The sequence below is a fragment of the Priestia sp. ST2 genome (assembly GCF_055810735.1).
Window position 1 is genome coordinate 1 of the sequence record NZ_JBVVNT010000005.1, and the last position, 24,330, is coordinate 24,330.

28 protein-coding genes and 1 riboswitch are annotated in these 24,330 nt (G+C 38.0%); of the genes, 14 read left to right on the top strand and 14 right to left on the bottom strand.

Going from position 1 to position 24,330, the window contains the following annotated elements; translation table 11 throughout:
- Positions 1 to 402: 402 nt before the first annotated feature.
- The 3 genes from AC0KUU_RS21390 to AC0KUU_RS21400 all read left to right on the top strand — a co-directional run bounded on the left by AC0KUU_RS21390 (position 403) and on the right by AC0KUU_RS21400 (position 3,219).
- Positions 403 to 597, top strand: coding sequence for a hypothetical protein (locus AC0KUU_RS21390; protein ID WP_025752735.1), 195 nt, complete (start codon positions 403 to 405; stop codon positions 595 to 597).
- Positions 598 to 835: 238 nt separating this feature from the next.
- Positions 836 to 2,422 (top strand): AMP-binding protein, encoded by a 1,587-nt coding sequence (locus AC0KUU_RS21395; RefSeq protein ID WP_043977184.1) that lies wholly within the window; start codon positions 836 to 838, stop codon positions 2,420 to 2,422.
- A gap of 119 nt (positions 2,423 to 2,541) precedes the next feature.
- Positions 2,542 to 3,219: an MgtC/SapB family protein gene (locus AC0KUU_RS21400; protein WP_013059577.1), complete on the top strand. Its 678-nt coding sequence runs from the start codon at positions 2,542 to 2,544 to the stop codon at positions 3,217 to 3,219.
- A 26-nt stretch (positions 3,220 to 3,245) separates the two neighbouring features.
- On the opposite strand, the gene AC0KUU_RS21405 is transcribed toward AC0KUU_RS21400, so the two are convergent.
- The 7 genes from AC0KUU_RS21405 to AC0KUU_RS21435 form a co-directional block, all read right to left on the bottom strand.
- Positions 3,246 to 3,854, bottom strand: a complete 609-nt coding sequence (locus tag AC0KUU_RS21405; RefSeq protein WP_043977187.1) for an NAD(P)-binding protein — start codon at positions 3,852 to 3,854, stop codon at positions 3,246 to 3,248.
- Positions 3,835 to 4,602: a sirohydrochlorin chelatase gene (locus AC0KUU_RS21410; RefSeq protein WP_097824842.1), complete on the bottom strand. Its 768-nt coding sequence runs from the start codon at positions 4,600 to 4,602 to the stop codon at positions 3,835 to 3,837. The genes AC0KUU_RS21405 and AC0KUU_RS21410 overlap by 20 nt, the downstream gene beginning before the upstream one ends.
- Positions 4,603 to 4,615: 13 nt before the next feature.
- The gene (gene cobA, locus AC0KUU_RS21415; protein WP_043977191.1) at positions 4,616 to 5,395 is read right to left on the bottom strand and encodes a uroporphyrinogen-III C-methyltransferase; all 780 of its coding nucleotides are present in this window, start codon (positions 5,393 to 5,395) and stop codon (positions 4,616 to 4,618) included.
- Between the two features lie 91 nt (positions 5,396 to 5,486).
- Positions 5,487 to 6,086 carry an adenylyl-sulfate kinase gene (gene cysC, locus AC0KUU_RS21420; protein WP_322552517.1) on the bottom strand — a complete coding sequence of 200 codons (600 nt, stop codon included), beginning with the start codon at positions 6,084 to 6,086 and terminating at the stop codon, positions 5,487 to 5,489.
- A 12-nt stretch (positions 6,087 to 6,098) separates the two neighbouring features.
- Positions 6,099 to 7,250 carry a sulfate adenylyltransferase gene (gene sat, locus AC0KUU_RS21425; protein WP_097824843.1) on the bottom strand — a complete coding sequence of 384 codons (1,152 nt, stop codon included), beginning with the start codon at positions 7,248 to 7,250 and terminating at the stop codon, positions 6,099 to 6,101.
- Positions 7,251 to 7,302: 52 nt separating this feature from the next.
- The gene (locus AC0KUU_RS21430) at positions 7,303 to 8,382 is read right to left on the bottom strand and encodes an inorganic phosphate transporter (protein ID WP_080781573.1); all 1,080 of its coding nucleotides are present in this window, start codon (positions 8,380 to 8,382) and stop codon (positions 7,303 to 7,305) included.
- A gap of 19 nt (positions 8,383 to 8,401) precedes the next feature.
- Positions 8,402 to 9,115 carry a phosphoadenylyl-sulfate reductase gene (locus AC0KUU_RS21435; protein WP_025752724.1) on the bottom strand — a complete coding sequence of 238 codons (714 nt, stop codon included), beginning with the start codon at positions 9,113 to 9,115 and terminating at the stop codon, positions 8,402 to 8,404.
- 253 nt (positions 9,116 to 9,368) lie between these two features.
- Positions 9,369 to 9,471: riboswitch (SAM riboswitch) on the bottom strand.
- Between the two features lie 313 nt (positions 9,472 to 9,784).
- On the opposite strand from AC0KUU_RS21435, the gene cdaS reads away from it, so the two are divergent.
- From cdaS to AC0KUU_RS21450, 3 genes are all read left to right on the top strand, one after another.
- A complete protein-coding gene (cdaS, locus tag AC0KUU_RS21440; protein ID WP_043977196.1) occupies positions 9,785 to 10,411 on the top strand; it encodes a sporulation-specific diadenylate cyclase CdaS in 627 nt (208 codons plus the stop codon).
- A 97-nt stretch (positions 10,412 to 10,508) separates the two neighbouring features.
- Positions 10,509 to 10,892: a VOC family protein gene (locus tag AC0KUU_RS21445; protein ID WP_322552518.1), complete on the top strand. Its 384-nt coding sequence runs from the start codon at positions 10,509 to 10,511 to the stop codon at positions 10,890 to 10,892.
- Positions 10,893 to 10,959: 67 nt separating this feature from the next.
- Entirely contained in the window at positions 10,960 to 11,748 is a 789-nt protein-coding gene (locus AC0KUU_RS21450) for a potassium channel family protein (protein ID WP_043977198.1), read from the top strand.
- A 9-nt stretch (positions 11,749 to 11,757) separates the two neighbouring features.
- Here AC0KUU_RS21450 and AC0KUU_RS21455 read toward each other — a convergent pair whose 3' ends face one another.
- From AC0KUU_RS21455 to AC0KUU_RS21465, 3 genes are all read right to left on the bottom strand, one after another.
- Positions 11,758 to 12,162, bottom strand: coding sequence for a YugN-like family protein (locus AC0KUU_RS21455; protein WP_322552519.1), 405 nt, complete (start codon positions 12,160 to 12,162; stop codon positions 11,758 to 11,760).
- A 354-nt stretch (positions 12,163 to 12,516) separates the two neighbouring features.
- Positions 12,517 to 13,866, bottom strand: coding sequence for a glucose-6-phosphate isomerase (locus AC0KUU_RS21460; RefSeq protein WP_013059589.1), 1,350 nt, complete (start codon positions 13,864 to 13,866; stop codon positions 12,517 to 12,519).
- A gap of 245 nt (positions 13,867 to 14,111) precedes the next feature.
- The gene (locus tag AC0KUU_RS21465; RefSeq protein WP_230183979.1) at positions 14,112 to 14,360 is read right to left on the bottom strand and encodes a hypothetical protein; all 249 of its coding nucleotides are present in this window, start codon (positions 14,358 to 14,360) and stop codon (positions 14,112 to 14,114) included.
- 214 nt (positions 14,361 to 14,574) lie between these two features.
- Between AC0KUU_RS21465 and AC0KUU_RS21470 the strand changes: the two genes are divergently transcribed.
- The 7 genes from AC0KUU_RS21470 to mnhG are packed head-to-tail and all read left to right on the top strand — an operon-like array spanning position 14,575 to position 20,328.
- Positions 14,575 to 16,980 (top strand): Na+/H+ antiporter subunit A, encoded by a 2,406-nt coding sequence (locus AC0KUU_RS21470; protein ID WP_322552520.1) that lies wholly within the window; start codon positions 14,575 to 14,577, stop codon positions 16,978 to 16,980.
- A complete protein-coding gene (locus AC0KUU_RS21475) occupies positions 16,977 to 17,399 on the top strand; it encodes a Na(+)/H(+) antiporter subunit B (RefSeq protein ID WP_013085301.1) in 423 nt (140 codons plus the stop codon). The genes AC0KUU_RS21470 and AC0KUU_RS21475 overlap by 4 nt, the downstream gene beginning before the upstream one ends.
- A complete protein-coding gene (locus AC0KUU_RS21480; protein WP_013059592.1) occupies positions 17,399 to 17,740 on the top strand; it encodes a Na(+)/H(+) antiporter subunit C in 342 nt (113 codons plus the stop codon). The genes AC0KUU_RS21475 and AC0KUU_RS21480 overlap by 1 nt, the downstream gene beginning before the upstream one ends.
- On the top strand, positions 17,730 to 19,214 hold the full coding sequence (locus AC0KUU_RS21485; protein WP_043977204.1) for a Na+/H+ antiporter subunit D: 1,485 nt from the start codon (positions 17,730 to 17,732) through the stop codon (positions 19,212 to 19,214). Before AC0KUU_RS21480 ends, AC0KUU_RS21485 begins: the two co-directional genes overlap by 11 nt.
- A gap of 6 nt (positions 19,215 to 19,220) precedes the next feature.
- Positions 19,221 to 19,697, top strand: a complete 477-nt coding sequence (locus AC0KUU_RS21490; protein WP_013059594.1) for a Na+/H+ antiporter subunit E — start codon at positions 19,221 to 19,223, stop codon at positions 19,695 to 19,697.
- Positions 19,698 to 19,982 carry a Na(+)/H(+) antiporter subunit F1 gene (locus tag AC0KUU_RS21495; RefSeq protein ID WP_013059595.1) on the top strand — a complete coding sequence of 95 codons (285 nt, stop codon included), beginning with the start codon at positions 19,698 to 19,700 and terminating at the stop codon, positions 19,980 to 19,982. It begins immediately after the preceding gene.
- Positions 19,966 to 20,328 carry a monovalent cation/H(+) antiporter subunit G gene (gene mnhG / locus AC0KUU_RS21500; protein ID WP_013085304.1) on the top strand — a complete coding sequence of 121 codons (363 nt, stop codon included), beginning with the start codon at positions 19,966 to 19,968 and terminating at the stop codon, positions 20,326 to 20,328. Before AC0KUU_RS21495 ends, mnhG begins: the two co-directional genes overlap by 17 nt.
- Positions 20,329 to 20,372: 44 nt before the next feature.
- Here the strand turns inward: mnhG and AC0KUU_RS21505 are convergent, their stop codons facing one another.
- Complete coding sequence (locus AC0KUU_RS21505) at positions 20,373 to 21,536, bottom strand: iron-containing alcohol dehydrogenase (RefSeq protein WP_043977206.1); 1,164 nt, start codon at positions 21,534 to 21,536, stop codon at positions 20,373 to 20,375.
- A 220-nt stretch (positions 21,537 to 21,756) separates the two neighbouring features.
- Here AC0KUU_RS21505 and AC0KUU_RS21510 point away from each other — a divergent pair, with 220 nt between their 5' ends.
- A complete protein-coding gene (locus tag AC0KUU_RS21510) occupies positions 21,757 to 21,987 on the top strand; it encodes a DUF378 domain-containing protein (RefSeq protein ID WP_013059598.1) in 231 nt (76 codons plus the stop codon).
- A gap of 36 nt (positions 21,988 to 22,023) precedes the next feature.
- On the opposite strand, the gene yugI is transcribed toward AC0KUU_RS21510, so the two are convergent.
- The 3 genes from yugI to AC0KUU_RS21525 form a co-directional block, all read right to left on the bottom strand.
- Entirely contained in the window at positions 22,024 to 22,425 is a 402-nt protein-coding gene (gene yugI, locus AC0KUU_RS21515) for a S1 domain-containing post-transcriptional regulator GSP13 (protein ID WP_013059599.1), read from the bottom strand.
- Between the two features lie 207 nt (positions 22,426 to 22,632).
- Positions 22,633 to 23,793, bottom strand: coding sequence for an aminotransferase (locus tag AC0KUU_RS21520; protein ID WP_043977208.1), 1,161 nt, complete (start codon positions 23,791 to 23,793; stop codon positions 22,633 to 22,635).
- On the bottom strand, positions 23,793 to 24,293 hold the full coding sequence (locus AC0KUU_RS21525; RefSeq protein WP_013059601.1) for an Lrp/AsnC family transcriptional regulator: 501 nt from the start codon (positions 24,291 to 24,293) through the stop codon (positions 23,793 to 23,795). The genes AC0KUU_RS21520 and AC0KUU_RS21525 overlap by 1 nt, the downstream gene beginning before the upstream one ends.
- Positions 24,294 to 24,330: the final 37 nt, after the last annotated feature.

Here is a 24,330-nt window from a genome sequence, read left to right on the forward strand (position 1 = left end):
TAGGCACGCCGCCAGCGTTCATCCTGAGCCAGGATCAAACTCTCCGAAGAAATGTTTGACTTGCTCAATTAAAAAATAAAATTTAACGTTGACGTTTGTCGCTTTGTTCAGTTTTCAAAGTTCAACCGCCGCTCTTAAGCGACTTTACCATCATAACAAGTTGCAACCTAGTTGTCAACAAGTTTTTTATTTGTTTATCGCTTCGATGTTTGCTTTAGCAGTTCATCTTAGCGACATTTAATAATATACCATGCCTTCTTTTATTGTGCAATAGTTTTTCGATATATTTTTAAAAACTATTTTCTTGCAAACGAAACGTTAGCCAATTAATAGATACTAGCATATCTAGAGCCACACTAGCATAATGTCTATTAAATCATTATCCGCCAAGGAGGCGTTCACTTGGGTACCTTAATTGCAGCTGCACTCTATTTGTCCTTTTGCATGTCTATTCTCTTAATTTCACTTGCTTATTGGGAATCAATTCAAATGTCTAATAAAGAAGGCAAAGTCAACGGCCTTTCATTTATTTCACTTTCAACATTCAGCATGATTTTTTGTTTGTTTACTTCATATTTTTATACCATTCTTTATTAACATGCATTGTCTTCTTATAAAAAGGAGACATTTCTTTATTTTATTACAATATTCGCATTCAGTACACTTACTTATTGAAATCAATGTGATAACTTCAGTCACTTCTCTTCTTCATACGTACGATGGACAGTGAAGGAATTTGTCGAATGATTTTTTGGAACACTTTCTTTAAATTTGATAAACTACTTTTAGAAAACGCTTTCATATATACTTTAACATTATTCAAGGAGGAAACCAAATGAAACCATTGCTTGAATTAACGGTTGGAAAACTTTTAAAAGAAAGTACAAAAAAGTTTGGGCATCAAGAAGCGGTTATCTACTCTGAACAAAATATTCGCTATACGTACGCGGAATTTTATCAAGAAACCTCTCGAGTTGCAAAGGCACTTCTAGCCACTGGTCTCAAAAAAGGCGACCATATCGCTATCTGGGCTACCAATGTGCCGGAATGGTTGCTTCTTCAATTTGCAGCAGCTAGAATAGGCGCTGTTTTGGTTACCCTTAATACAAGTTATCAATCCTCTGAATTAGAGTATGTATTGAGTCATTCTGATACAACAGCGCTATTTTTCATTGATGAATTTAAAAGCACTTCTTATACGTCTATTATCACTAGTATTGAACATAATCTTCCCAAACTAAAACATCTTATAAACTTAAGTGGATCAAGCGAACATACATCTTGGAACGAGTTTTTAATGAGTAGCTTAACGGTATCGGATGAGGTTCTCAATAAGCATGAACAATCCCTACATATCCATGATGTTATCAATATGCAATATACTTCCGGAACAACAGGTTTTCCAAAAGGAGTTATGCTAAGTCACCATAATATAGTAAACAACGGCTTTTTAGTTGCTCAGTCTATGAAACTGACTAACGAAGACCGCTTATGCATCCCAGTTCCTTTCTTTCATTGCTTTGGATGTGTGCTGGGTGTTCTAGCATGCGTATCTGTAGGTGCTACTATGCTACCGATTATTGAATTTCAACCTGCCTCTGTTTTACGCACCGTAGAGAACGAAAAATGTACAGCTCTTCACGGTGTACCAACTATGTTTATTGCGGAATTAAATGCACTTGAGTTTAATCAATATGATTTATCTACTCTTCGCACAGGAATCATGGCTGGTTCTAATTGTCCAGCAGAAGTAATGAAACGAGTCATACATGACATGGGCATCAATGAAATTACGATCGCGTATGGTCAAACCGAAACATCTCCTGTAATCACCCAAACAACACCAACTGATTCTATCGAGCGGCGAGTACAAACGGTTGGCAAAGTTCATAATCATGTACAGATTCAAATTATTAATCCAGTTACAGGTAAACCAGCTTCTTTCGGAGAACAAGGAGAACTTTGTGCAAAAGGATATTTAACAATGAAAGGGTATTATAAAATGCCGGAAGAAACAGAAAAAACAATTGTAGAAGGTTGGCTACATACAGGAGATTTAGCTACCATCGATAAGGGTGGCTATGTAAAAATTACAGGACGTCTAAAAGATATGATTATTAGAGGCGGAGAAAACATTTACCCAAGAGAGATTGAAGAGTTTTTATATAGAATACCCGAGGTAGAAGATGTGCAAATTGTCGGTATTCCTGATCCAAAGTATGGAGAACGAGTTGCTGCATGCATTAAACTCAAGCAACATTCTTTTCTTACCGCTCAAGAAATCAAAGACTTTTGCAAAGGTAAGCTTGCTCATTTCAAAATTCCGGAACATATTTATTTTATAGACGACTTTCCCATGACGGCCTCCGGCAAGATTCAAAAATATAAATTGAAAGAAAAGATCGCAGCGCTTTATAAATAATCAGATTTTTTCGAATTCCACCTGTTATTATGAAGAAAAGTTTACTATACTGATACATATCTGTTTTTCTTCTTTCATACAGATATAAACAACAATGTTTATTGAAATAGGTGAAAATAATGGAAAATGAAATGTTGCTCAAATTAGGTATTTCCGCTGTACTTGGTCTTATTATTGGAATCGAAAGGGAACTAAAACGAAAGCCTGTTGGTTTAAAAACATCTCTCGTAATTTCCATTATTAGCTGTTTACTCACAATTGTTTCGATTGAGTCTTCTCAAATTTTTAATAAAGGTGATCATATCACAATGGACCCGCTTCGTCTGGCCGCTCAAATTGTTTCTGGAATTGGTTTTTTAGGGGCGGGCGTCATTTTACGAAAAGAAAATGACAGCATCTCAGGGCTTACAACAGCGGCTATTATCTGGGGAGCAGCAGGTATAGGCATTGCTGTAGGTGCAGGGTTTTATCCTGAAGCTATTACCGGAGTTGTACTGCTCATTATCAGCGTTGAACTTCTTCCCTTCCTTATTACTATTTTGGGGCCTAGGCAACTGCGCGAGAAAGAGCTTATTCTTCAACTCAAGCTGGCGGATAAGCACAATATCTTTGATACAACTAATAGCATTAGAGAAAAGAATATTACAATTAAAAATATTCGAATCAAAGATTTAGACACCAATGAATTGTATATACGAATGAAAGTGTCAGTTAATAACCAGCGCCCTACTACAGAAGTGTATTACGAAATTCAAAAAATCAGCGGTATTCGAAGCATTGAAGTTGAAAATGTATAAATAAAAAACGGCCAGTTGGCCGTTTTTTATTTGTATTTTTTAATCTGTTGTAAAAATTCCCGCTGTTTTACTAGAGACAGCCGGTATTGATCATCGATAATTTCTGTTAATAACTCATGTTTACGGCTCTTTGACACATTTAATCTGTGGATAAGAACTCTGCATTCATACAAAAACTGTGTATACTGTGTGTAACTCTCATCATAATTTGAGGATAAGTCTTCTTTGATTCGCTTTGTCAACAAAGGGCTAGCGCCATCTGTGGATATTGCTAGCGATAATCTCCCTCTAGAAAACTGTGCAGGAATTTGAATATTTCCATCGGAAAAACTGCTGGCCATATTAACCAACTGATCATTTTTAATATGCTGCTTAACAAACTTATTCACAGCTTGATCATTTGTAGCCACAACAATTAAAAAGACATTAAGTAAGTCTTCTTCTCCTACTTTTTTTCTTTTTACACGCAGCTGATCTTTAGCTTCCCATTCATTTATTTCAGCTGAAACAGTTGGAGCAACCACTGTAATGGCTGCTCCTTCTTGTAAAAAACCTTTAATTCTACGAGTTGCGATTGTTCCGCCCCCAACTACTAAGACCGAACGACCCTTTAAATCAAGCATAACGGTATACATCGTATTGATTTCCTTTGCTGGATAATAACGTTTTTACTTGGTGACTTAAAATGTGTGCAAGTCCATCATGATAACCTAGGTAGTTGGCTAAGATAAACTGCTGGGCATCTGTTGATAGCTGCTCCAATTCTTCCTTAATTTCGTTCATTAAAATACCGGTAAACAAAAGGTATGGAAGAACGAATACTTGCTTATACGAAGTTCGTTTAGCAAGGTGCAGGCCTTCTTTTAAATTAGGAGAAGCTGCAGCTAAATAGCATGTGCTCACTTCTTTAAAAGCACCTTTCCCTTTTAGCAGTTGAGCTATTTCGTTAAAATCTTTTTTTACAGCAGGATCACTGCTTCCTCTGCCGACCAACAATACCATCGAATCTTCATGCTTATCCACATTGGTTTCATTGATTCTCTCTACCAAGATATCAACAATTCGTTCGTCTACGCCGAACGGTTCTCCGTACAGCACCTCTACCTGGGGATAACGTTCATATACTTTGTGTATTTCTTCGGGTATATCATGCTTTGCATGCGCAGCTGTTAATAACAGAAGAGGCACAATTGCAATACGAGTAGCACCTTGTTCAATACATGCTTCAAATCCTTGTTCAATAGTGGGGGAAGCTAGTTCTAGGAAACAAACTTCTTGAATCGGTACATCTAGATTTTTTTTACATCTTTCAATAAAAGCAACTGCCTGATCAGCGCCTTCTTTTACGCGGCTGCCATGGCAAACATATAAAACTGCATCCATATAATCAACCTCTTTAGTAAGCTTCTTGTGCAAACGAATAGTAATGCTGTCCAGTCTTCTCAAACCAATTTAATCGGTCATGAAAATTCACAACTTCACCAACGATAATCATACTTGGATTTTCAATTTGTTCTTCTTTAACAATATCAACAATTGTACCAAGAGTTCCAGTTACAGTGCGCTGGTCCACACATGTTCCCCAGTGAATCAATGCAATTGGCGTAGCTGAGGTTTTTCCGTGTTTCATTAACTGTTGGCAAATGTACGGTAAGTTCCGCACCCCCATATAAATTGCAAGAGTATCTACACCTTTGGCTAGGCTATCCCATTTGATTGCATCATGCTCGCTATCTTTACGATGACCCGCTACAAAAGCAAAGCTTGCGCTGTATTCCCGGTGAGTGACAGGGATTCCTGCATAAGCAGCGGCTGCGATGCCTGATGTAATCCCTGGAACAATTTCAAATGAAATGCCCTGCTGCACGAGAGCTTCTGCTTCTTCCCCTCCGCGTCCAAAAACAAATGGATCTCCGCCTTTTAAGCGCGTTACAATTTTTCCTTTTTTAGCGAATTTCACTAAAAAGTTGTTAATTGTTTCTTGCTTGAGGGTATGGTAGTTCGGAAGCTTTCCGCAGTAAATGATATCTGCATCACTTTTAGCATACTCCAGCAGGTCCTTATTCACTAAACGATCATATAAGATAACATCTGCTTGCTGAATTGCTTTCAACCCTTTTAATGTAATTAAATCTGGATCTCCCGGTCCTGCACCGACTAGATATACTTTCCCCATGAATGCCTTTCACCCTTCCATCATTTCCACGTCTCCGCAGCGCTCCCACATTTTAATTTGAATTAGAACAGCGGACAAAGTCCGCTGTCATTTAGATAAATTTTCGGTTAGCTAAATATTCAATAACAGTTTGTACACATTCTTCTACAGACTGTGTGCTTGTATTAATTGTTAATTCAGGATTAGCCGGTGACTCATACGGAGAATCAATTCCTGTAAAATCACGAATTTCTCCGCTTCTTGCTTTTTTGTAAAGGCCTTTTGGATCTCTTTTTTCACATTCTTCTAACGGACACTCCACGTATACTTCCAAAAATTCATTCCCCTCTAAGATCTCACGCACTTGAGCTCGGTCCTCTTGGAATGGAGAGATAAATGCTGTTAGTACCACTTGACCGCTGTCTACAAACAGCTTAGAAACCTCACCGATACGGCGAATATTTTCTGTACGATCTTCAGCAGAAAACCCTAGATTCTTATTTAAGCCGAAACGAACATTGTCACCATCTAATACATAGTTGCGAATATTTTTATCAAAAAGCGCTTTTGCCACTGCGTTTGCTACGGTAGATTTACCTGAACCCGAAAGACCTGTAAACCATAGTACAAAACTGTGATGATTATTTTGATCGCGTCTTTCCTCTTTTGTAATTCCAGCATCATGCCACGTAATGTTTGTTGATTTGCTCACTTCAACCGCTCCTTATTTTGAAGATACTTTTTGTTTTGCTAATCCATTAATTAACACTTCAATTACTTCTTTACGGCTGAATGTGCTTGGTGGCACTTCTCCGTTACGAAGCATTTCACGTACCTTTGTTCCAGATAGAATCATATGATCTTCCTTGCTGTGAGGGCATGTTTTCGTTGATGCCATCGCTTCACATTTCTTGCAATAGAAGCTGTGTTCAAAGAATAAAGGTGTAATTCCTAATTCATCTGCTGTAAAGTTACTGAAGATTTTTTGTGCGTCATATGTTCCATAGTAGTCACCAACACCAGCGTGGTCACGGCCTACAATGAAATGTGTGCATCCAAAGTTTTTGCGAACCATTGCATGGAAAATAGCTTCTCTAGGTCCAGCATAGCGCATCGCAGCAGGGAAAACTGCTAAAGCTACACGATCGCTAGGATAATAGTTCTCTAAAAGTACTTCATAACTTTCCATACGGATATCTGCTGGGATATCATCTGACTTTGTTTCTCCTACAAGTGGATTTAAAAACAGGCCGTCTACAATTTCTAATGCCGTTTTTTGAATATATTCGTGCGCACGGTGAACAGGGTTACGAGTTTGGAATCCAACAACCGTTTTCCAACCGCGTTCTTCAAATGCTGCTCTTGTTTCAGTAGGATCTAGGTAATACTTTTCAAAACGCGTTTTAGGTGTACGTTCTACAAGTACGATTGGACCTGCTACATATACATTTGGGCGTTCCATCATTTTTTTCACGCCAGGATGAGCAAGTTCTGCCGTGCGGTACACGTTCTCCGCTTCTTTTTCTTTATTTGGCGTATATACTTCAGAAACTTCTAAAACACCATACGTTACGCCGTTTTGAACAAGTTTTACTTTGTCGCCAATGTTTAATTCTTTAGCTTGCTCTTCTGTTACAGGAAGAGTGATAGGAATACTCCATACTGTTCCATCTGCTAAACGCATATTTTCAACAACTGATTGATAATCTTTTTCTCCTAAAAATCCTGTAATTGGGCTGTAAGCACCAATTCCAATTAGTTCTAAATCACTTAGGGCCATGTTATCTACTTCGATTTCTTTTGTTAGTGACGTGTAGTCATATGTTGGTTGATATAAATTAATTAATTCTCCACCGTGTGCTTGAATTGTTGTCATTTTGTAAAATCCTCCTTAAATAATTAACACAATATAATAAAAAGCACTTGAATCACGCAGTCATTTTTTCTTTTTCCGACTGCAAGCTTGCTCTTTTTCTTCTAGTCGCTCTAGCTAAGCTTAGAACACCTGCTGTGGCAATACATCCGCTAGCTAGCACCACAAATGAATATAAGTCGCTTTCAAGTACTAATTTCACAAGAACATATGAGATTACGAGTGAAAATACAGGGGAGACCACCCAAACCTTTAACATTTGAATGACAACTTCGCGCTGTTCTTTCGTGAATCCCGTTTTCGCTGCTCCTATTCCAATAATAGAAGACGTAGTGACCTGTGTAAGGGGTACTGGCAAACCAAACAGTGAAGCGACTGTGACAAGAGAAGCACCAGTACCCGAGATAATGCACCCTTCCCCTACAGAATAGCGAGTAATTTTTTTCCCGTTTGTTTCAATAACTCGGCCTCCTAGTAAAAGAGCTCCGAGCGCCACTGCCAATCCTCCTGCTATGACACCCGTTGTGGCATCCATTAATCCAGCTCCTACTAGAGGACCGACAGCATTTGCCACGTTATTCATTCCAGCTGAGAAGGCTTCAAAGAATCCCGTCGCTATAACTAAAATCGTTAAAACTCTTTTCCACGTTCCCTTTGCTTCTTTTTTATGCGCTCCGCGTTTTATCACTTTTCCAATCAAAAAAGCAATGACAAATGAAACCAGCGGAACAATAATCCAAAAAGACATGACAACTAAAAGTTTTTCCACATACAGAGATTGATAAGCTACGCCTACTCCAACAACTGAACCAACCGTTACTTCACTTGTTGATAGAGGAATACCAATTAAATTCGCGAAAAAGAGTGACAGCGTTGCAGCAGCCAGAATGATAATAACTAATTCTACTGACAGCAATTTTTCAGGTATGATACCTGAACTGATGGTTTTTACCACCTCGCCGCCTCCGATAATGGCTCCGAGCACAATACCTACAGCACAGATGAACAGGGCTACTCTTTTCTTTTTAATCGCACCGGAGCCGTATGAAACGCCCATAGCTGCTGCTGCACCGCTTGCCCCAATATTCATTGCAAAAAAAAGCGCAATGATAAAGGCAACATATAAAAGCATCATTTATTCAGCTCTTTCGTATTTAAGATTCGTGTAATCCGCATTCAACTTTTTGTGTACCTGCCCATCTTCCTGAACGTAAATCGTCTACATTGTAGGCAGGTGCGGTACAGGGCTCACAGCCGATACTTGGGTAGCCTTGATCATGAAGTTTGTTATATGGTAAATCATGCTTATACACATAGCGCCAAACTTCTTTCCAAGACCAATGAATTAACGGGCAGACTTTCACTTTCTTGAATTTCTCATCTTTATTAAAATAATTCGTGTTGGCACGAGATTCAGACTGCTCGCGTCTCAAACCAGAAATCCACGCATCATAAGGAGCAAGAGATTCCCTTAGCGGGATGATTTTTCGAATTTGACAGCATAGGTTAGGCTGACTCTTCCAAAGCTCATCTCCATGTTTCTCAGCTTGTTCTGCAAGCGTTAAATCCGGTTTTTTCATATGAATACGCAAATCAGGAAAGCGTTCTTTAATTGCGTCAATTACTTCATATGTTTCTTTAAAATGAACGCCCGTATCTAAAAAGACAATTTCAGCATCTTTTTTCACTTTTGAAATTAAATCAATTAACACGATTCCTTCGATACCAAAGCTTGATGCGTAAATAATTGAATCTCCGTAGGTATCATACGCCCACTGCAATGCTGAAAGGGCTCCTTTTGTTTCATCTTCACTGTCGAACTCTGGAAATGTATCACTCCAGTTTTCGTACGTATATAAGTCTGCCATTTTCTTCACTCCAATTCTTAGTTATCCGCGTTATCCAATAAAAAAAGACGGTTTTACCCACTAGAATTGGATAAAACCGCCTCTAGTGTGTCTAGTCAGCGAAACTATTTAATTCTTACTTTGCTTCGACATGCTCAAAAATTTGTTTTAAGTCGGGGGTTACAGTCATTGGTGTCCTCCTCAAATTATCGCTTGCGCTATATCAAAATAAAAAGTCTTCCATATTGAAAGACTGGGTAGGCAATAAATTTTCACCTTATCTTTCAAAATGATACACACTTTGCTGGAATTAGCACCTTGCTAAGCAGGTTGCCGGGGTTCAGCGGGCCAGATCCCTCCACCACTCTTGATAAGCATTTTTTAAAAATTTTAGCATATTTAGAATATTTGTCAACATTAAAAATCATATATCCGATAAGAAAACTATACTTTAAATTCACAGAAATATCTATACTTTTATTTAAAACAACATATGTAAATTTAACCCAAATGTGAACATATCAATTTATAAAACGCTTTCTTTTTTCTCCAACTTTTTATATTCTCTTGCTAAATAAAACACAAAACCTCTCTATAAAATTAATAAGGGATTTATAAGCTTTACGGATAATTCACCCACATTAGCACACATTACAGATAACACTGACTGACAGATAGGAGCTATATAAGATGGAGAGACAACCTTTTCAATTAGACGATACAATTAAAAATAATGTGCGAACATATTTACAGCAGATTTCAACTGAAGCCTCTAATTTAATTAAACATTTAGACACGAGTGATCATTGTATCCTATGTGATTTTGAGGAGATGAGAAGGTTATTTCAAGATGTTCAAGCTACGGCTGCCTCTTATTACTTGCGCCATTATTTATCGCCTTATACATTTGAATATGCTGCTCTGTCTTTAGCTATTCATAACCTTTCGGAGAAACGTCACGGCGCTTTAATTGTCATTGAACGGGAACAAAATGTAGACCCTCTTATTCAAAAAGGAATGCCTATTCAAGCTCCTGTCAGCGCTACGCTAGTTGAGACACTGTTCTATCCAGGGACACCCTTACATGACGGAGCCGTCCTAATTAGAAATAATCAGCTTATTTCAGCTGCTAATGTTTTACCTCTTTCGTCTATTATTTTAACGAACAAAAAATTGGGAACACGTCACCGTGCAGCCATTGGAATGTCGGAAAAATCGGATGCATTAATTTTAGTTGTATCTGAAGAAACAGGCAAAATTTCGTTTGCTCTTGATGGAAGCCTCTACCCTATTCACTCCAGCAAAAATATGATTTAAGAGCCCTTTCCTGATAAGCAGCCCTATCTTGACTTCTATATCCTTTCTCTTTAATATATTTCATAGTTTTTACATACTATAGATACGGGTGATGCATATGACAATTTTAAAATTTGAACATGTAGGCGTTCAAGTAAAGGATATAGAAGAATCGATTGAGTTCTATACGCAAAAAGCGGGATTAGAGCTCATCGAAAAACTACCACATACCGATCCGTCTTTGAAGCTAGCTTTTCTAGGTTTAGAAGGCAATGTAATCGTAGAGTTAATTCAAGGGTATAACTCAAGCTTACCTAACGAAGGTAAAGTTCATCATTTTGCGCTGGCAGTAGACGGAATTGAAGAGGAGTTTGAGCGTTTAAAATCAGCAGGCGTTTCATTTGTGGAAGAAAACATTGTAACTTTGCCAAATGGAGCAAGATACTTATTTTTCTACGGTCCAGACAAAGAATGGATTGAATATTACGAAGTAAAAAGATAAAGATATCTTATACCTTCAGTGAAAAATGGTCATACTGTGGCTATGACTAATCACTGGAGGTTTTTTTATGATGGAATGGCTATTATTTCGACTTTTTCGTCGTTCTATTTTAGTGCGGCTTCTTTTTATTATCGGCTGCCTTGTTCTGTTTTTTGGCATGCTTATACATTTCCTAGAGCCGCAAACGTTTGGGAATGTGTTTGAAGGAATTTGGTGGGTTATTATTACAATCTCTACTATAGGGTACGGTGATTTTGCTCCGACCACTACGATTGGAAGGTTAGCTGCAATTATTTTAGTTCTGATCGGAACGGGATTTATTACTACTTATTTTGTCACGCTTTCTAAAATTGCTGTTTCTGCTGAGAGCGCTTATTTGGAAGGGAATTTAAAATTTTATGGAAAAGATCACTTCATCGTTGTTGGGTGGAATGAGCGCGCCAAACTCGTGTTAGAGTATTATCGCGACGCATTTCATAAAGAAGACATTGTGCTTATCGACGACTCTCTGACTAAAAATCCCATGATTTGTGATCGCGTTCATTTTATTAAAGGAAGTCCCTCTCATTATGAAGTATTAGAACTTGCCAACGCTCGGTACGCAAAAAAAGTGCTGATTACTGCCGATCAGCATAAGACAGAAGAATATGCAGACATGAATACTATTGTTACGTTAGTCGCTCTGCAAGGATTGAACCCTTCTATTTACAGCATCGTTGAACTTTTAACAAAAAAGCATATTCAAAATGCACAAAACTTGGGGGTGAATGAAATGATTAAAACAAACGAGTTGATTAGTCAAGTCATGTACGAACATATTTTTGTGAAAAAATTAGAGAGTTTAAAAAAAGAATAGTTCCTTCAATTACTGAAGCAGCGCATTTTCTGCCTCTCTAATTAGCTCTTCTCCTAAGCTGATATACTTTTCTGGAAATGAAGCGTCTGCGTCTTGGGGCTCTGCAAACTGATTAAATGAAGCACTAACATTTCCATTGTGAACATCGTCATCTAGACCAATTTGATATTTATGTGAAAGTAAAAATGGCGTGCCAATCTGTACGGTTGTTCCTTTAGAATCCAGCTCTCCATTCGTAGCTGTAAACGGGATACGTAAAAACTGATAGCCGACTTCATCGTTCATCTTATAGTCAAATGAACCATGGTCGTAATCCCAATTTCCTCCAATGTTATACCCAAGCGCCTTAAGCGTTTTTTCTAATTCGTAAAGCGTGAATAATGCTCCCTCTAATCTTGAAGATAATTCAATCATGTTATCCCTCCTCTGTTTTAACATGTCCTTTTTCCAGCGTTTTATCCTTTATCTCAAAAGCAAAAAAGAGGGTGAGACATAACTAAATGAATCCAACCTAAAGACGAACAAACTGGATAAAGCAGCTCATATAAATCGCTTGCGACACCGCAGTTGATGTCTGTGCGAGGCTTCACTTTCCGCGGGCGGGCGCTGAGCCTCCTCGTCACTTGCGCTCCAATCAACTGTTAGAAGGACCTAAACAGATGAAACTATATTCACCATAACAAAAAAAACGAACCACTAATCAAACATGTTGATCAATGGTTCGTTTTTCACTTGGGCTAAAATACTTTTGTACCGCCCTCTTTTTATTTATTTCAAACGCTTTTCTAATTCTGCTTTTTTCTCTTCAAAACCAGGTTTTCCAAGCAGAGCAAACATATTTACTTTGTATGCTTCTACTCCCGGCTGATCGAATGGGTTTACGCCTAATAAATAGCCGCTGATTGCACATGCTTTTTCGAAGAAATATACAACATATCCGAACGTATACTCATCTAGCGCAGGAATGTTCACAACTAAGTTTGGAACGCCCCCATCTGTGTGAGCAAGCATTGTACCTTGGAAGGCTTTTTTATTTACAAAGTCAACTGTTTCACCAGCTAAGTAATTTAATCCATCTAAGTCCGCTGCATCTTCTTCAATTGTTAGCTCATGACGAGAATCTTGAACTTGTACAATTGTTTCAAAAATATCACGACGACCTTCTTGTACATATTGACCTAAAGAATGAAGATCCGTTGAGAAGTTAGCTGATGAAGGGTAAATACCTTTTTGGTCTTTTCCTTCACTTTCGCCAAATAACTGTTTCCACCACTCAGCAAAGTATTGAAGAGCTGGCTCATAGTTAATCAGCATTTCAATTGTTTTTCCTTTATTATAAAGAACATTACGAGCTACAGCATATTGATAAGCTGGGTTCTCTTCTAGCTCTGATGATGAGAATGCTTCTTGAGCATCAGCTGCCCCTTTCATCATTTGTTCGATATCAAGACCCGCAGCGGCAATTGGCAATAAGCCAACCGCTGTTAATACTGAATAACGGCCGCCTACATCATCTGGAATAACAAATGTTTCATAGCCTTCTTCGTCCGCTAATGTTTTTAATGCGCCACGCGCTTTATCTGTTGTTGCATAAATACGCTTGCGTGCTTCTTCTTTGCCATATTTCTCTTCTAATAATTTACGGAAGATACGGAAAGCAATCGCCGGTTCTGTTGTTGTACCAGATTTTGAAATAACATTAATAGAGAAATCTTTATCTTGTAAAACATCCATTAAGTCTTTCATGTACGTTGAGCTGATGTTGTTACCAGCAAAAATAACTTGCGGAGTTTTACGCTGTTCTTTTGATAATGTGTTATAGAATGAATGCTGAAGCATTTCAATAGCAGCACGAGCACCTAAGTAAGATCCTCCAATACCGATAACAATTAATACATCTGAATCAGATTTAATTTTTTCTGCACTTTTTTGAATGCGTGCAAATTCTTCTTTGTCATACTCTGTAGGAAGGTCGACCCATCCTAAAAAGTCGTTTCCAGCACCTGTTTTCTCATGAATTGAATGGTGAGCTACTTTCACGGCATCACGTAAGTATGTAAGTTCATGTTCACCAAAAAATGATAACGCGTTTGAATAATCAAAACGAACATGTGTCATAGTCTGTTCCTCCATTAAAATATCTTTATTTTTCACTTTATCGAAACTGTTAGCTGAATTCAAGTGAATCCACTTACAATTTGACACAATCATTATAGTTTGTTGAAACTGCAATCATTGTATGTACCTTTTTATTTAACGATAAATTCAGTTGTGAAGTCAACTAATGTTCTTTGATTACAGGACGTAATTCATGCACAATTACGCAAATAATAAGCAAATAAAAAACGACTAAAGATTGGTCTTCAATCGTTTTTTATTTGCTTATCGGATGGTGCAATATAGTTCATTTCACCTATCTTCACATATTGTCTCGGTTTATAAGAGGCTTTTAAAAGGGAAGAGTCTATTGAAATGGAATTTTCAGCTTGGTTTTTAGAAGTGAGGAACATCCTGTTTTCTTCTTTCATTTCCAAGTGATTATTCAGCACAAATCCGCCCATACATAATGCAGTAAAAATGAGAAAACTGATGGCTATTTGTTTCCTATACATTTCCATCACCTCACTCTTAGAGTGACAATTTTGAGTGATTTTTATACGTCCAAAAAAATTTTTTTATGTTTTTTTTATGGATTTTGTGACGAGTTTCTATTTATTTAATAAGGTTTGAAAAATCTGCTGATACTAAGAAATAGCATGGATGCATGCATAATTAAATTATTATATAATCGGTTACAGAATTGAATATCACAAGGAGGTTTGTCTTTTGTCGTGGTTGCACTTGGTGATTTTATCGCCTTTTTTATTAGCCTTTTTTGTCCCCCTTCTGTATAGGAAATTCCAGCGTATTCATACAGGGTGGTTCGTTTTACCTCTTCCACTTGTGTTGTTCATTTATTTCACACAATATATCAGTGGTGTTTCTAAGGGGGGAACATATCTACATTCAATGAAATGGATACCTAGTCTGGGCATTAACTTTGATGCCTATGTGGATGGACTTGGTCTTCTGTTTTCTCTATTAATCACCGGAATTGGGACACTTGTTATTCTTTACTCCATTTATTATCTTTCTAAGACAAAAGAAGCACTGCATTCGTTTTATGTCTATTTGCTTCTTTTTATGGGGTCGATGCTAGGAGTTGTATTATCAGACAACCTAATGAGCCTTTACAGCTTTTGGGAATTAACAAGCCTTTCATCTTTTTTATTGATTGGTTATTGGTACAAACGAGAGAAATCTCAATACGGAGCCTTAAAATCTATGCTCATTACCGTATTCGGAGGACTTTCCCTTTTAGCAGGAATTGTGCTTTTATACGTTATGACAGGTACTTTCAGCATACGCGAAATTATCTCAAACGTAGATGTAGTCACATCAAGTCATCTATTCATTCCAGCTCTAGTCCTCATTTTATTAGGGGCCTTTACAAAATCTGCTCAGTTTCCTTTTCATATTTGGCTGCCAGATGCAATGGAAGCTCCAACCCCAGTGAGTGCATACCTTCATTCAGCCACAATGGTAAAAGCGGGAATTTATCTTTTAGCAAGACTCAGCCCTGTTTTTGCTATAAGCGCCACTTGGTTTTTTGCTATTTCAATCATAGGACTAATTACACTGTTTTGGGGCTCATTTTCAGCAGTAAAGCAACAAGACCTGAAAGGGATTTTAGCTTTTTCAACTATTAGTCAGCTGGGGATGATTATGTCACTTATAGGAGTAGGTAGCGCAGCTATTCACTATGATTTTTTAGACGATAATATCTACTTAGTAGCTCTTACTGCAGCGGTTTTCCATTTGATTAACCACGCTACCTTCAAAGGCAGCTTGTTTATGGTAGTAGGTATTGTCGATCATGAAACAGGCACGCGTGACATTAGAAAGTTAGGCGGGTTAATGAGCGTTATGCCTGTGACATTTACCATTGCTATCATCGGGGGATTTTCAATAGCGGGTCTGCCTCCTTTTAATGGATTCTTAAGTAAAGAGATGTTTTTTACAGGCATGGTAAACGTGACAAAAATGGATATGTATAGCATGCAGACGTGGGGAATTTTGCTGCCTATCATCGCTTGGTTAGGAAGTATCTTCACTTTCATCTATAGTATGATTCTTGTCTTTAAAACCTTTACAGGCAAATACCAGCCCGAAAAGTTAGAGAAGAAACCTCATGAAGCACCCGTAGGCATGCTTATTTCACCTGTTATTTTAGCATCACTGGTTGTTATTTTTGGCTTTGCTCCTAATTTATTAGAATCGACCCTTATTGAGCCAACAATGGCCTCTATCGCACCTAGCCTGCTAGCTGAAGGTAAAGAATATCAAGTGCATATTAAATTTTGGCATGGCTTTACGCCAGAATTATTTATGACGCTAGGGGTCATCATATTTGGTATTTTGTTATTTATGACGGTTCAAAAATGGTCAAAAATTTATACACGATTCCCTTCTTCTTTAACGCTTAATAACGGCTATAATTATGGAATTAAAGGGATAGAAAAAGGGTCAACACGTATCATGAAAACATTAATGACAGGATTTATTAGAGACTATCTTTTAATCATTTTTACTTTCATAGGCATCTTACTTCTCTTGACGCTCTTTTCTCAGAATGCCTTTGCGATTGATTTAAAAGATACTTCTTCTATAGGCGTTTATGAAGCCATATTAGCAGTCGTAATGGTTGCAGCTACTATTACAACTTTATTGGCAAAATCACGCCTCACAGCCATTATTTCGCTCGGAGTTGTCGGGTATACACTCTCTTTATTTTTCGTATTATTCCAAGCTCCTGACTTAGCTTTGACTCAATTAGTGATTGAAACTGTATCGGTATCACTGTTTTTACTATGTTTCTACTACTTGCCGGAGTTTCGGAAGCGAAAAGTAAGGGTGAAGTTTCAGCTGCCAAACTTACTGGTCGCTCTTCTTGTAGGAACGACTGTTACACTGCTTGGCATATCAGCAAACAGTACGAAACTATTTGAATCGATTTCACATTACTTTATTGAAAACAGCTATGAAAAAGCAGGCGGCGAAAACATGGTGAACGTAATCCTTGTGGACTTCCGCGGATTTGATACATTATTTGAAATTACCGTACTTTGTATAGCAGCTCTTGCTATCTATGGCATGATTCGTCTTCGGTTAACAAAGGAGGAAGAAGAGTGAAAAAAAATGATTTGATACTACAAACCACAACGAAAGTAGTCACGTTTATTATTATCATTTTTGCCATTCATCTTTTCTTTGCAGGTCATTATACACCGGGGGGAGGATTTGTTGGGGGACTTACTACCTCAGCAGCTCTTGTATTATTACTGCTGGCTTTCGATATAAAAACCGTATCGAAAGTCATCCCATTTGATTATAAGAAGGTCGCGGCTTCTGGACTGCTGCTAGCTATTTTAACGGGGCTTGGGTCATTTATTTTCAAAGTCCCATTTCTAACTCACACATATAGCTACTTTAACCTTCCCCTTCTCGGGAAAACATCTTTAGCTACCGTTGTACTGTTTGATTTAGGTGTATATCTAGTAGTTGTTGGTGTTACGATGACCATTATTCAAACGATTGGAGAGAGTGAATAGTGGAAATATTAATGTCCATAGTGGCAGGGATTCTATTCACTGCCGCTGTATATCTCATGTTATCCCGCAGTTTACTGCGAATTATTATTGGAACAGGCTTATTAAGCCACGGTGTTCACCTGTTAATTTTAACGATGGGCGGATTAAAAGGGGGGAGTGTTCCCCTTCTGGGAGAAAAGGCTTCTTCTTATACAGATCCTTTACCTCAAGCTCTAATTTTAACTGCCATTGTCATAAGCTTTGGCGTCACTTCTTTTTTCCTTGTACTAGCGTACAGGGCTTATCAGGAACTCGGAACAGACGATATGGACAAGTTAAGGGGAAATGAACATGACGAGTAATTTTGTAATCATCCCACTGCTTATCCCGTTTGTTGTAGGTGTTGTGCTCATTTTTTTCAAAGACAATATTAAACTTCAAAGGATAATCAGTGTTTTATCATTAATCACCACCACTGCTTTTGCTGCCTATTTAGTACAACTGGTTCAATCAAAAGGTGTTTTAACTCACGAGCTTGGGAACTGGAAACCTCCTTTCGGAATTATTCTAGTAGCGGACATGTTCGCGTCCCTTCTCGTACTTACTGCTAGTGTGGTAACACTATGCTGCGTTCTTTTTGCTTTTCATACAATTGGGGAAAAGCGTGAACGCTTTTACTTTTATTCGTTTGTGCAGTTTTTATTAGTAGGCGTATTCGGCGCCTTCTTAACAGGTGATATCTTTAACTTATTTGTCTTTTTTGAAGTCATGCTTATGTCTTCGTACGCTCTTATTGTAATTGGCGGTACAAAAGCACAGCTTCGAGAGTCACTTAAGTATATTTTAGTCAATGTCATTTCATCCGCTTTGTTTGTCATTGCCGTTGCTTATTTATATGCTGTAACAGGAACTCTCAACATGGCGGACCTTTCACAGCGAATTGCTGAGGCGAACCAGCCGGGAATTTTAACAACCATTGGCATGCTTTTATTTATCGTCTTTGCCTTAAAAGCAGCTTTATTTCCAATGTATTTCTGGCTTCCAGGTTCATATAGTGCGCCTCCACCCGTTATTATCGGGTTGTTTGGTGCCTTGCTCACAAAAGTAGGCGTTTATTCGATTTTCAGGACTTTCACTTTACTGTTTTACCATCATCCTGAATTTACTCATCAAATTATCGGCTACGTTGCGCTTTTGACTATTGTTGTTGGTGCAGTGGGTGCCATTGCTTATTCGGATGTAAATAAAATCTTAATTTATAACATTATTATTGCTGTCGGAGTCATTGTCTACGGGGTGACCTTGACAACAAACGCAGGTTTTGAAGGAGCTATTTATTATTTAATTCACGACATGATTATTAAAGCAGCTCTATTCCTTCTTGCTGGAAGCATCGTTCGAATAACTGGAACAACAAAATTAAAGAAAATGGGTGGATTAATTAAAGACTATCCGCTGCTTGGCTGGATGTTTTTTATCGCTACTATTTCTTTGGCAGGAATTCCTCCCCTAAGCGGCTTTATTGGAAAATTCCTTTTAGTTCAGGGCGGCTTAGAATCAGAGAGCTACACGTTTGTAGGAGTTTTACTAGTTTCAAGCCTGCTTGTTTTATATTCTGCCATTAAGATTTTCATGAGCTGCTTCTGGGGTGAACCTAAGCTTTCTTCTGAGCATGAAAAAGTATCCCTTAAAGGTATTCTATACCCATCCGCTATCTTACTTGCTGTTTCTGTCTTTTTAGGACTAGGTGCAGAAGCTGTTATCCCTTATGTGTCAACAGCCGCTCAAACGCTTATGGATCCTTCAATTTATATCCAATCAGTGTTAAAGGAGTAGATCTGCATGTCATTTCAACTATTATTAAACGTAATCATTGCATTCACATGGATGTTTTTGAGAGGGATTTGGACACTCCCTTCCTTTATTATAGGTTTTTTCTGGGGAGCGGTACTGCTGTTTGTTTTCCGCCGTTTTTTTCACAGACGTTTTTATTTGCATAAAGTGTATGCGATCATTAAACTGCTGTTTATTTTTATACGAGAATTATTCAAAGCCAATATTGCAGTGACTAAGGACGTATTGCGCCCTAAATTAAATATTCAGCCAGCCATCTTTGCAATGCCAACCCGTCTGGAGAGTGAATGGGAAATTACCATTCTTTCTCTTTTAATTACGCTAACGCCAGGTACACTGGTGATGGATGTGTCAGATGATAATTCTACTATCTATATTCATGCAATCAATACAGACGATATTGATGACATTATTACAGATATTCAGCAAACATTCGAAAAAGCCATTATGGAGGTGAGTCGTTAGATGCTCGATATTTTTTTAAACGTTTCGCTCATTCTCATTTCTGCTTCAACTATTGGGTTTGTTTATCGAGTGGTGAAAGGTCCGTCAACTGCTGATCGAGCAATGGCCCTTGACGCTATTGGAATTAACATCATTGCCATTACGGCCATCATCTCGATTATTTTTCGAACCCAGGCTTTTTTCGAAGTCATTTTACTGCTAGGCATCATAGCCTTTGTAGGTACCGTTGCTTTTTCTAAGTTTTTAGAGAAAGGAGAAGTGATCGAATATGAACGTGATCAGTGAAATCATTGTAGGAGCTTTAGTACTAATAGGGTCTCTTCTGACAGTTGTGACCATGATTGGGCTTATTCGCTTGCCTGATACGTACACAAGAAGTCACGCTGCCTCCAAAAGTGCCACCTTAGGCGTCCTGTTTATATTAGTGGGCTGCTTACTCTACTTTTGGATTGATACCGGCCATATTAGTGCACGGTTAATTTTAGCGATTGTCTTTGTGTTTATCACCTCTCCTATTGCTGGGCATTTACTAGGAAGAGCGGCTTATTACAGCGGAGTTCCTCTTTCTGATAAAACCGTTCGGGATGATTTGAAAACCAAACAGCAGAAAAAACTTACCCATCATGAATAGAAAAAAACGCCGTGCGGTTTGCACGGCGTTTTTTATCGAAAATCTTATAAAGAAGCGCGTAGGATTGCTAGTACATCTTCTTTGTTTAATTTTTTAAATTTGCCAAATTCACCTTTAGCCATTGCACGATCAGCCATAAGATCTAATTTGTCTTCACCAATATCATAATCAGCTAAGCGAGTTGGTGCACCTAGGCTTGACCAGAATTCACGAAGCTTATCAACACCTTCAAGTGCTACTTCTTTATCCGTCTTGCCTTCCGTATCTACGTTAAATACGCGTACAGCTACTTGCTTGAAGCGGTCTACGTTCTCATCCATTACGTGTTTCATCCAGTTCGGGAATAAAATTGCCAATCCACCTGCATGTGGAATGTCATATACAGCTGATACCGCATGCTCAATATTGTGAGTAGCCCAATCGCCTTGGTGTCCCATTTGTAACATACCGTTTAATGCGATTGTCCCATTGTATAAAATCGTTTCACGTAACTCGTAGTTCTCTAGGTCGTTTAATAATTTTGGTCCCGTTTCAATAACCGTTTGCAGTACTCCTTCACACATGCGATCTTGAAGCGGCGTATTTGTTGCAGCATGGAAATATTGTTCAAATACGTGGCTCATCATGTCGACCATGCCATAAACTGTTTGATTTTTTGGTACAGTAAATGTATTAACAGGATCTAAAATAGAGAATTGAGGGAATGTTGCCGGACTGCCCCAGCCGTATTTTTCTTGTGTTTCCCAATTTGTAATAACAGAACCAGCATTCATTTCTGAACCTGTTGCTGCTAATGTCAGCACTGTTCCAAATGGAAGAGCTTCAGCTGCGAATACGTCGCGGTTAATGATGTCCCATACGTCTCCATCATATTTTGCGCCTGCTGCGATTGCTTTTGTACAATCGATTACGCTTCCTCCACCAACTGCAAGTAAAAATTCAATACCGTTTTCTTTACAAATATCGATTCCTTTGCGAACAGTTGTCAGACGAGGATTCGGCTCTACTCCCGCTAACTCATGTACTTCTGCATTCATGTCATTCAGTACATCCATTACTTGATCGTATAAACCGCTGCGTTTTACACTTCCTCCGCCGTATACTAATAATATCTTTTTGCCAAAGCGCCCTGCTTCTGTTTTTAACTGCTCTAATTGACCTTTACCAAAAATTAATTTTGTAGGATTATAAAATGTAAAATTGTTCACTATAAACTCCTCCTTACGAGCTTGATTACATGCATCATTATGAAGAACAACTTTTTGATTGTAAAGAAAATTGACTTCCTAAAGATTATTCCCTGTTGGCTAGATGCTCACCCCATCCAAATGAACGTTTATTTGTCTGTATCTTCCAAAAGTAAATATGCATATTTCCCTCTAAAAAAAGCAGGCTAATAAGTGAACTACAAAACAAGGAGGGTTCATCATGAGTGGTATTCAACGTATTGCGCTCGTATTAACGATTATTGGAGCAATTAACTGGGGACTTATTGGCTTTTTTCAATTTGATTTAGTAGCAGCAATCTTCGGCGGTCAAACATCTGCTTTCTCCCGCATTATCTATGGATTGGTTGGAATCGCAGGACTGATTAACCTAGGTCTATTATTTAAACCTTCTGCTGAAGTAGAGCGTACAGAACCTAGAACGGAACATTAAAAAAAGAAGGATAGCTAAGCTATCCTTCTTTTTTTCTTATTTCTTAATTAGATCTTCGCGGTTTGATTGCTCAATCCACTCTTCTAATTTTTCTTTTAATGTGTTGAATCCTTGAGTAGATTCAGTATGAACTGTTGCTTGACCTTGACGCTTTTTAGCAGGTTTTTTAGGTGCAGAAGCTTCAGTTTTTTCTGGAGCTGGCTCAGTAGCACGAATAGATAAACCAATTTTACCAGTTGACTCATCAACAGATAAAACTTTAACGTTTACTTCGTCTCCTACTGATAAATGTTCGTTAATATCTTTAACGAAGCCATGTTTTACTTCTGAGATATGAACTAATCCTTGAGTTTCTTCATTTAATGCAACGAATGCACCGTATGGTTGAATTCCTGTTACTTTACCTTTTGTAACAGTACCGATTTCAAATTTTGACATATAAACACTCCTAGATACCTTATTATTTTCACCATTATAGCCAATTTAAAATTATAGCACAGTTCATAGATTGAATCAAAAAGTAGTTATACTATATTTATTATTTACCAATTTCGTCACAAATATAAACTAACACTACATTTCATCATAGCAAAAAAGATATTATATCAAACCGTCTATAGGATATGACATAATATCTTATTTTTATTATAACTTATTTTCAACAAAACGGCTAATCCGTTTTATGGATTCTTCTAATGATTCCATTGAAGAGGCGTATGAACAGCGAATATGTCCCTCTCCGCCTTTTCCAAATACATTGCCTGGCACCACGGCTACTCGCTCTTCAAGCAAAAGCTGCTCAGCGAATTCTTCCGATGACAATCCAGTTTTCTCGATAGAAGGGAACACATAAAACGCTCCTCCGGGAGAATGGCATTCCAGACCAATTTGATTTAATGACTTCACCATATAGTTCCGTCTTCTGCGATAGCTTTTTCTCATCTCTTCTACGTCATGCTGCCCATTTTGTAGTGCTTCAATTGCTCCATATTGTGCCATGGTAGGCGCACACATCATTGTATACTGATGAATTTTCAGCATTGCTTTAGCAATCTCAGTTGGTGCACATATGTATCCAAGACGCCATCCAGTCATGGCAAACCCTTTAGAAAAGCCAGAAATAATAATAGTGCGTTCTTTCATCCCTTCTAAAGAAGCAATAGATGTAAATTCTTCATCATATGTTAATTCTGCATATATTTCATCCGTGATAACAAGCAAGTCATACTTTATGACAATATCCGCAATAGCCTGCAGCTCTTCTTTAGAGAGTGAGCTTCCTGTTGGATTATTAGGAGAGCATAAAAGAAGAGCTTTTGTGTTGCTTGTAATCACTTCTTCAATCTGCTTAGGCTGCAGCTTAAACTCTGTTTCTGCTGTTGTTTCAATTGCCACAGGAACTCCTCCTGCTAGCGAAATTAACGGGCTGTAGGACACAAAGTTTGGCTCTACGACAATAATCTCATCTTCAGGGTTAATCAAAGCCCTCATTGTAATGTCTAAAGCCTGACTTCCTCCAACGGTCACAATAATATCATCTTTATAATCATACGAGACGTTAAAATTTCTTTTCATATACTTCATAATTTCAAAGCGAAGCTCTAAAAGCCCCGCATTTGCTGTATAAGAGGTATATCCTCTTTCCAACGATAAAATACTCGCTTCTCGAACAGCCCAAGATGTGACAAAATCAGGTTCACCTACTCCAAGAGAGATGACGTTATCCATACTTGCTGCTAAATCAAAAAAGCGGCGAATACCTGAAGGTTTCAGCTGTTGTACAGTTGTTGACAAGCGCTCTTTCATTACGGAGACACCACGATTCTGCGATCTTCATCGCCTTGGTCGTAGATGGTACCATCGTGCTTGTATTTTTTCATAATAAAGTGAGTCGTTGTAGATAAAACAGAGTCTAGCGTAGAAAGCTTTTCAGAAACAAAAAATGCTACTTCAGACATTGATTTTTCTTCAATAATAACAGACAAATCATATGCTCCTGACATTAGGTACACGGATTTCACTTCTTGAAAACGATAGATGCGCTCCGCAATCTCATCAAAGCCTACTCCTCGCTTTGGTGCAACTTTTACATCTATCATAGCTGTGACGCCCTCATGTCCATCTACTCGTCTCCAGTTAATATCAGCTGAATATTGCACAATTACTTTTTCTCTCTCTAGCTTTTTAACAATATTAGAGGTTTCTTCAAACGTTAAATCCACCATTTTTGAAATACTATCTATCGAAATACGGCTATTTTTTTCTAGAATTTCTAAAATTTCTAACTCTTTTTCTTCTAAGAACACCGCGTTCCCCTCCTACAACGATTAAATTTTTTCACTT

Excerpts from the sequence above, each read along its gene's own strand:
- AC0KUU_RS21395 (WP_043977184.1), top strand. The coding sequence starts at position 836 with ATGAAACCATTGCTTGAATTAACGGTTGGAAAACTTTTAAAAGAAAGT.
- AC0KUU_RS21400 (WP_013059577.1), top strand. The coding sequence starts at position 2,542 with ATGGAAAATGAAATGTTGCTCAAATTAGGTATTTCCGCTGTACTTGGT.
- AC0KUU_RS21405 (WP_043977187.1), bottom strand. The coding sequence starts at position 3,854 with ATGTATACCGTTATGCTTGATTTAAAGGGTCGTTCGGTCTTAGTAGTT.
- AC0KUU_RS21410 (WP_097824842.1), bottom strand. The coding sequence starts at position 4,602 with ATGGATGCAGTTTTATATGTTTGCCATGGCAGCCGCGTAAAAGAAGGC.
- cobA (WP_043977191.1), bottom strand. The coding sequence starts at position 5,395 with ATGGGGAAAGTATATCTAGTCGGTGCAGGACCGGGAGATCCAGATTTA.
- sat (WP_097824843.1), bottom strand. The coding sequence starts at position 7,250 with ATGACAACAATTCAAGCACACGGTGGAGAATTAATTAATTTATATCAA.
- AC0KUU_RS21430 (WP_080781573.1), bottom strand. The coding sequence starts at position 8,382 with ATGATGCTTTTATATGTTGCCTTTATCATTGCGCTTTTTTTTGCAATG.
- AC0KUU_RS21435 (WP_025752724.1), bottom strand. The coding sequence starts at position 9,115 with ATGGCAGACTTATATACGTACGAAAACTGGAGTGATACATTTCCAGAG.
- cdaS (WP_043977196.1), top strand. The coding sequence starts at position 9,785 with ATGGAGAGACAACCTTTTCAATTAGACGATACAATTAAAAATAATGTG.
- AC0KUU_RS21445 (WP_322552518.1), top strand. The coding sequence starts at position 10,509 with ATGACAATTTTAAAATTTGAACATGTAGGCGTTCAAGTAAAGGATATA.
- AC0KUU_RS21450 (WP_043977198.1), top strand. The coding sequence starts at position 10,960 with ATGATGGAATGGCTATTATTTCGACTTTTTCGTCGTTCTATTTTAGTG.
- AC0KUU_RS21455 (WP_322552519.1), bottom strand. The coding sequence starts at position 12,162 with ATGATTGAATTATCTTCAAGATTAGAGGGAGCATTATTCACGCTTTAC.
- AC0KUU_RS21460 (WP_013059589.1), bottom strand. The coding sequence starts at position 13,866 with ATGACACATGTTCGTTTTGATTATTCAAACGCGTTATCATTTTTTGGT.
- AC0KUU_RS21465 (WP_230183979.1), bottom strand. The coding sequence starts at position 14,360 with ATGTATAGGAAACAAATAGCCATCAGTTTTCTCATTTTTACTGCATTA.
- AC0KUU_RS21485 (WP_043977204.1), top strand. The coding sequence starts at position 17,730 with ATGACGAGTAATTTTGTAATCATCCCACTGCTTATCCCGTTTGTTGTA.
- AC0KUU_RS21490 (WP_013059594.1), top strand. The coding sequence starts at position 19,221 with ATGTCATTTCAACTATTATTAAACGTAATCATTGCATTCACATGGATG.
- AC0KUU_RS21495 (WP_013059595.1), top strand. The coding sequence starts at position 19,698 with ATGCTCGATATTTTTTTAAACGTTTCGCTCATTCTCATTTCTGCTTCA.
- mnhG (WP_013085304.1), top strand. The coding sequence starts at position 19,966 with ATGAACGTGATCAGTGAAATCATTGTAGGAGCTTTAGTACTAATAGGG.
- AC0KUU_RS21510 (WP_013059598.1), top strand. The coding sequence starts at position 21,757 with ATGAGTGGTATTCAACGTATTGCGCTCGTATTAACGATTATTGGAGCA.
- yugI (WP_013059599.1), bottom strand. The coding sequence starts at position 22,425 with ATGTCAAAATTTGAAATCGGTACTGTTACAAAAGGTAAAGTAACAGGA.
- AC0KUU_RS21520 (WP_043977208.1), bottom strand. The coding sequence starts at position 23,793 with ATGAAAGAGCGCTTGTCAACAACTGTACAACAGCTGAAACCTTCAGGT.